We start from the raw sequence: 6171 nt of genomic DNA, 5'->3' as shown, positions 1-6171 counted from the left end.
ATGTGATCGCAGTTGGCGTGGTAACAATCGAGTACTGTTCTGTCGAGATGACCGCTCATACCCACAACGGGCACGCCTTCAAGCATGAACGGTTGATGATCGGAGTGAAGACCGGCCTGATTCTGCATCTGATTAGCAAACATGGGTTCGACCTCTTTCATCGTTTCGCCAACTGTGTTCAGAAACGGCACGATATCCGACCGGCCAAAGGCATTCATCCCCGTTGGGTCGTTGGTCATATCGAGGTTCATCATGTAACGTACTTTATCTAACTGCCCGGTCTGTTTCAACCCGTCGACCATGGCTTTTGAGCCAAGCAGTCCTTGTTCTTCGCCCATAAACAGCACAAACTCAACTGTACGTTTTGGCTTCAGTTTCAGTGCTTTGAACGTGCGGGCAATATCTATTACGGCAAAAGAGCCGATTCCATTATCGATTGCACCGGTAGCCAGATCCCAGGAGTCCAGATGACCACCGACGATAATTTTCTCTTCAGGGTATTTCGAGCCATTGATGGTAGCCACTACGTTACGGGCTCGGATTTTACGGCTGGTATTGGTCATGTCGATCATGGCATGGAGCGGACTTCGCTCTTCCTGCATCCAGGCGCGAATGGCTTGTCCACTTTCAAGCGAGATACAGACTGACGGAATCGAAATCAGTTTGCCAGTAACAGAAGCTGTGCCCGTCAGCAGTACGTTACCCGGCACCAGATTGACCATAATCACGCCGGAAGCTCCGTACTGAATGGCTAAGGCGGTTTTTTCAGAACGGTGCAAATTGCGGGCTCCTTTGGTCGGAGTAGACAGACCGATATTCACCAAAGCTACTTTACCCTTTAACTTATCTTTAAGGGCTGCAAAATCGCCCTCCAGGCCGTTCCCAACATCGACAATTTCGCCCTGGATGTGTGCTTCAACTGGTGAGTGAGCCAGCGCGACAACATTTACTTCCCTAAAATTGTCGCTACGGTATGGTACAACGGACAACGTAACAGTGTCGCGCGTCCAGGCTTCAACCTCAAACGGTTCGTAACGGACCTCCTTAAAGCCGTATGACGATAATAACTCGAAAGCGTAGTTTTCGGCCTGGGTACCATTGGGGCTGCCCGTCAGGCGATGGCCTACTTTATGGGCGGCATCGGCCAGTGTTTCGTAGGCACGACTGCGTGTTTTTACCTCGTCGTTAATTCGGGTAAAGACCTTCTGAAGTGAGGCTTTATCAGGATGAAAAGCGGTAAGAAAGCTAACCGTGCCGACGCAAAACAGCACGATTCGGAAGCGAGGCACGTAAAACGTTCGGGCCATGAGAGGAGGTAAAAGTCTTCCTTAAATATAGAAAATAGTCGGCGAAATATCAATATCAACTGTTTAGACGCTTTGTAGTAACAAAGCGTTCAACCGAATATAAAAAAATACACAACGGTTTATTTTACGGTTGCTACGTTGTTGACGATTGGTGCTTCATGGGTTTCAGATAAACCGTTTTTCGGCCCGCAAGCCATTCAGAATTAATGCCCACTACGCCGAAGATACGATCCCAGCTACGTTCGAAGCAGTGAGCCGCATCGGGAAACGAAATCGATACGTTCAGCGCGTGTTGATAGAACGAGACCGGCTTCTGGTGGACAAGGCTTCGATGAACAACAAACTGAGCTCCTAATACAAACGTGTATTGGCCCGGACCATCAGCTTCGAAGAGCGCGCGATGAAAACCGAGCAAATCGAGCCCGCGTCCGTCTTCATTTTTGCTCCACGATCGGAAGAGCCGGTCTCCCTGGTTGTCGTCCGTGTCGATTAAGTGACCAAGCCAGCCGAACCCCTGTGGATAATGTGTGGATAGCGAGTCGGGTGCAGTGACAAAATCGCGTAGCGATTTCTTAAAATCAAACGCATGGTCGAAGGGTTTGCCCTGACAAAAAACGGTCCAGTCGGCTAACGAATCGTATCGGTCAACAAGATGGTACAAATATGTATGCGCTTCTCGGCCAATGTTGGGCAGTGAAATTACTGATCGTTCATCTACAGCATCCGAACTTTTGTCATACACCGTCACGGCGAGTTCTTTAGGTACGTTACGTAGCCAGTTTAGATTTTCGTTGTAGTGAGCAACAACCAGTTCAAGAATGGGCATATGGATTGATAAGCATGATGCTACGTTCGTAGAGCATTATTCCGGGGCAAAGATGGCGGAAAACCGTATTTTTACGAGTAATCTTCTCAATCGATCCACTGATACGGACCGCTATGAAACGAATTTTTGTTACGTTACTGATTCCATTTTTTTTGAATACTATGACTGAGGCACAAACGTTAATACCCCCCAAAGCTGCTATCAAGCCCAAAGAACTTGTTACGGGCGCTCATAAACGCATTGATAATTATTATTACCTCAACGAGCGCGAAAATCCGGAAGTTATCAAGTATCTGAACGACGAAAACGCGTATCTCGAGAAGGTCCTGGCTCCCGTAAAAGACTTGCGGAACAAGTTGTTTGAGGAAATGAAGGGACGTATCAAACAGCAGGATGAATCGGTGCCCTATAAAGAAGGCAGTTATTATTACTACACACGCTACGTAACGGGTGGCGAATATCCGATCTATTGCCGCAAGAAGGGAGCAATGGAAGGCGTAGAAGAGATTATGTTCGATGGCAATGCGATGGCCAAAGGACACAACTATTACCAACTGGGCGGCTACGAAGTGTCGGACAACGACGAGCTGGCGATTTTTGCAGAAGATATCGTCAGTCGTCGGTTGTACACGCTACGTATCAAAAACCTCAAAACCGGTAAGATTTACCCGGAAATTATTGAAAATACCGAAGCTGGAAGCTTTGCCTGGGCAACTGACAACAAGACGTTTTTTTACATCAAAAAAGACCCGCAAACGTTGCTTGGCTATCAGGTCTATCGGCACGTACTGGGCACTGATCCCAAAACCGACGTCCTGGTTTATGAAGAGGAGGATAACCAGTTTTATATGGGGTTGAGCCGCTCAAAATCAAAGAAATACATTGAGATTGGCGTCGATCATAATGGCGTAGCTACGGAATATCGATTGCTGGAAGCCAATCAGCCGACAGGTGCTTTTAAGGTTTTTCTGCCGCGTGAAAAAGGCCATGAGTATGACATCGTTCACTACAAAAACAAGTTCTACATCCGCACGAACTGGAAAGCTGAGAATTTCCGCCTGATGGAAGTTCCTGAAGGAAAAAACGCTGATCGATCGGCCTGGAAAGAAGTGATCGCGCACCGCCCCGACGTGTATCTGGCGAATATGGATGTGTTCGCCAATCACCTGGTTTTGGGAGAACGCAAAGCTGGTTTGACGAATATCCGTATCATTAATCAGACGACGAAAACCGACGAATACCTCGATTTTGGCGAACCGGCCTACGTAGCGGGAATTGGTTATAATCCTGACTTCAACACGAATATTCTTCGGTACGGGTATTCGTCGCTGACAACTCCCGGTTCCACCTTCGATTACAACATGGACACGAAGGAGAAAATACTGAAAAAACAACAGGAGGTTTTGGGCGGCTTCGACAAGGACAACTACGTATCGGAACGGGTTTACGCTACGGCGCGTGATGGAGTTAAGGTACCGGTTTCGCTGGTGTATCGTAAAGGAACGCCCAAAGATGGTTCGGCACCGTTGCTGCAATATTCCTACGGTTCCTACGGCTATTCAACTGATCCGGGCTTTAGTTCGACACGACTGAGCTTGCTCGATCGGGGATTCATTTTTGCCATTGCGCACATTCGCGGAGGGCAGGAGATGGGACGTCGGTGGTACGAAGATGGTAAAATGCTGAAAAAGAAAAACACATTTAACGACTTCGTTGACGTATCCGACTACCTCATCAAAAACAAGTATACTAGCTCGGATAAGCTGTTTGCCATGGGGGGCAGTGCGGGCGGTTTGCTGATGGGAGCTATTATTAATCAGGCTCCGCAGCTGTACCGGGGAGTCGTGGCGGCTGTTCCCTTTGTGGACGTAGTGACAACCATGCTCGACGAAAGTATTCCGCTCACCACCGGCGAATTTGAAGAGTGGGGCAATCCAAAAAACGAGGAGTATTACAAGTACATGCTATCGTATTCGCCGTACGATAACGTAGCGAAAAAAGCGTATCCTAACTTACTTGTGACCACGGGCTTACACGATTCGCAGGTTCAATATTGGGAGCCAGCCAAGTGGGTTGCCAAGCTACGGGTAATGAAAACGGACAATAATCAATTACTGCTTCATACGAACATGGAAGCGGGACACGGCGGTGCATCAGGACGTTTTCAGGCACTGAAAGAAATCGCGCTGGAATATGCCTTTATGCTAAATCTGGTGGGTATTACGCAATAGAATAGTACGTAGGCTTTGCGATTTGATCCCGCTGTGTTCAGATAGTTATAGTGGCCGTTATTTCTATAAACATCTGACCTCAACGGGTCAAATTGTATTAAAACTTAAGGTGAAATAAGACTTCGTACTAGCGAAAAACAATTCTCCTTGTGGTGATATTTAAACGATTTTCCTTTCTTCTGATTCATAGTAACCCCTTATTCGTCGCTGTCCTATGCATAGCGATTAGTAGCTGTCAGTCTAGCAGTAACAGTACTAACGATGCGCTGCGTGATCCGGTGGTGGCGGCCGGGCAGCAGCTGGCGCAGAAACATTGTACCAATTGCCATCTACTGCCATCGCCCGATGCCTTAGATAAGGAAACCTGGGTAAAGCACGTACTGCCGGCTATGGCGCCTAACCTGGGTCTGGAAGCGTATCCAGGAGGTCAGTATTATGCAGGCCGTAACGCGGCTATTTCGTATAACGACTGGCAGAAACTGATTGCCTATTACCAAACGCTGGCTCCGGAGAAATTACAGGCCAGCGAAAAACCGGCGCCTTTAGCGAATAGCTGGTCTGTGTTTACGCTCGAAACTCCTCAGCGTGATACGTCGCAGACGGCCATCACTACGTTGGTAGCAATTGACACAATTGGTCATCGGATTTATTCGAGCGATGCGCTACGTAGTGACCTGCACAGTTGGAATCAAACCTTGCGCCCGACCTTGGTGAAACAGTTGCATTCGCCTGCCGTTAGTGCTACGTTTTTTCGGGATAAAAAAGGGAATGAACGCAGCGCGTTTACGTGTCTGGGAACCATGCGGGCCGCTGATATTACGCTTGGTGAGCTGATCGATCTGGGAACAACAAACGGTCGGGTAAACGATTCATCCGCAATTGCAACGAATTTGCCACGGCCGTTGCAGTCCGTTCCGGTTGATGTCAATAAAGATGGTTTAACTGATTGGGTGGTTTCTGGATTCGGACATTTGCGGGGTGGATTGTACTGGATGAAGCAGGAAGCGAACCATCGGTTTACTAAAATACCGATTCGGGAAGTTGCGGGAGCAATCCAGACCGTTACGGGGGATTTTAACGCTGACGGCTGGCCCGATCTGATGGTGTTGTTTGCACATGCCGATGAAGGAATCTGGTTATTCCTCAACGATAAAAAAGGAGGGTTTTCTGAACGTAATCTGCTACGTTTCTCATCGGTTTATGGCTCGACCAGCTTTCAGTTAGTGGATTTTAATAAAGATGGTCGTCTGGATATTCTGTACACCTGCGGAGATAACAGCGATTTTTCAAAGGTTCTGAAACCTTACCACGGTGTGTACATTTACTTGAATCAGGGCGATTTTCGCTATAAGCAAACGTATTTCTATCCGATTAATGGCTGTACCAAAGCGATTGCTAACGATTTCGATCAGGACGGCGATTTAGACATTGTGACGATTGCTTTCTTCGCTGACTTTCTGCATAATCCCACCGAAGGATGTCTTTATTTCGAGCAGAAAACGCTGTTGCAGTTTCAACCTGCCGCGCTGCCTGTTAGTACCTACGGACGCTGGATTTGTATGGACGTAAATGACGTCGATCAGGATGGCGACGCGGACATTGTGCTGGGCAATTTCTCAAAGACGTTTGTTATTCAGGAGGGTCTGAAACCGTTTTGGGATACGCATTTGCCATTGATCGTACTGAAAAATAAAACGCGTTAAACGTAGCATCCCGACAGTATAAACTCTCGGGATGCTACGTTTGCGAATGGCTAATACGTTATTTCAACCAGTCGCCGGTAAAACCAGCTCGCTTCAAACCATTC

The 6171-nt window shown here is 47.7% G+C and carries 4 protein-coding genes; 2 read left to right on the top strand and 2 right to left on the bottom strand.

Going from position 1 to position 6171, the window contains the following annotated elements; genetic code table 11:
* Together ACOJS8_RS05400 and ACOJS8_RS05395 are read right to left on the bottom strand one after the other, a co-directional pair.
* A partial coding sequence (locus ACOJS8_RS05400) for a M20/M25/M40 family metallo-hydrolase (RefSeq protein ID WP_420147511.1) occupies nt 1-1307 on the bottom strand: 1307 nt, incomplete at its 3' end.
* A gap of 133 nt (nt 1308-1440) precedes the next feature.
* Nucleotides 1441-2133 carry a DUF3431 domain-containing protein gene (locus tag ACOJS8_RS05395; RefSeq protein WP_420147510.1) on the bottom strand — a complete coding sequence of 231 codons (693 nt, stop codon included), beginning with the start codon at nt 2131-2133 and terminating at the stop codon, nt 1441-1443.
* 161 nt (nt 2134-2294) lie between these two features.
* On the opposite strand from ACOJS8_RS05395, the gene ACOJS8_RS05390 reads away from it, so the two are divergent.
* Together ACOJS8_RS05390 and ACOJS8_RS05385 are read left to right on the top strand one after the other, a co-directional pair.
* On the top strand, nt 2295-4364 hold the full coding sequence (locus tag ACOJS8_RS05390; protein ID WP_420147509.1) for a S9 family peptidase: 2070 nt from the start codon (nt 2295-2297) through the stop codon (nt 4362-4364).
* A 149-nt stretch (nt 4365-4513) separates the two neighbouring features.
* Nucleotides 4514-6067: an FG-GAP repeat domain-containing protein gene (locus ACOJS8_RS05385; protein WP_420147508.1), complete on the top strand. Its 1554-nt coding sequence runs from the start codon at nt 4514-4516 to the stop codon at nt 6065-6067.
* Nucleotides 6068-6171 lie beyond the last annotated feature (104 nt).

The organism is Spirosoma sp. (genome assembly GCF_048594605.1).
Lineage (GTDB): Bacteria > Bacteroidota > Bacteroidia > Cytophagales > Spirosomataceae > Spirosoma.
This window is presented reverse-complemented; position numbering and strand designations above follow the sequence as displayed.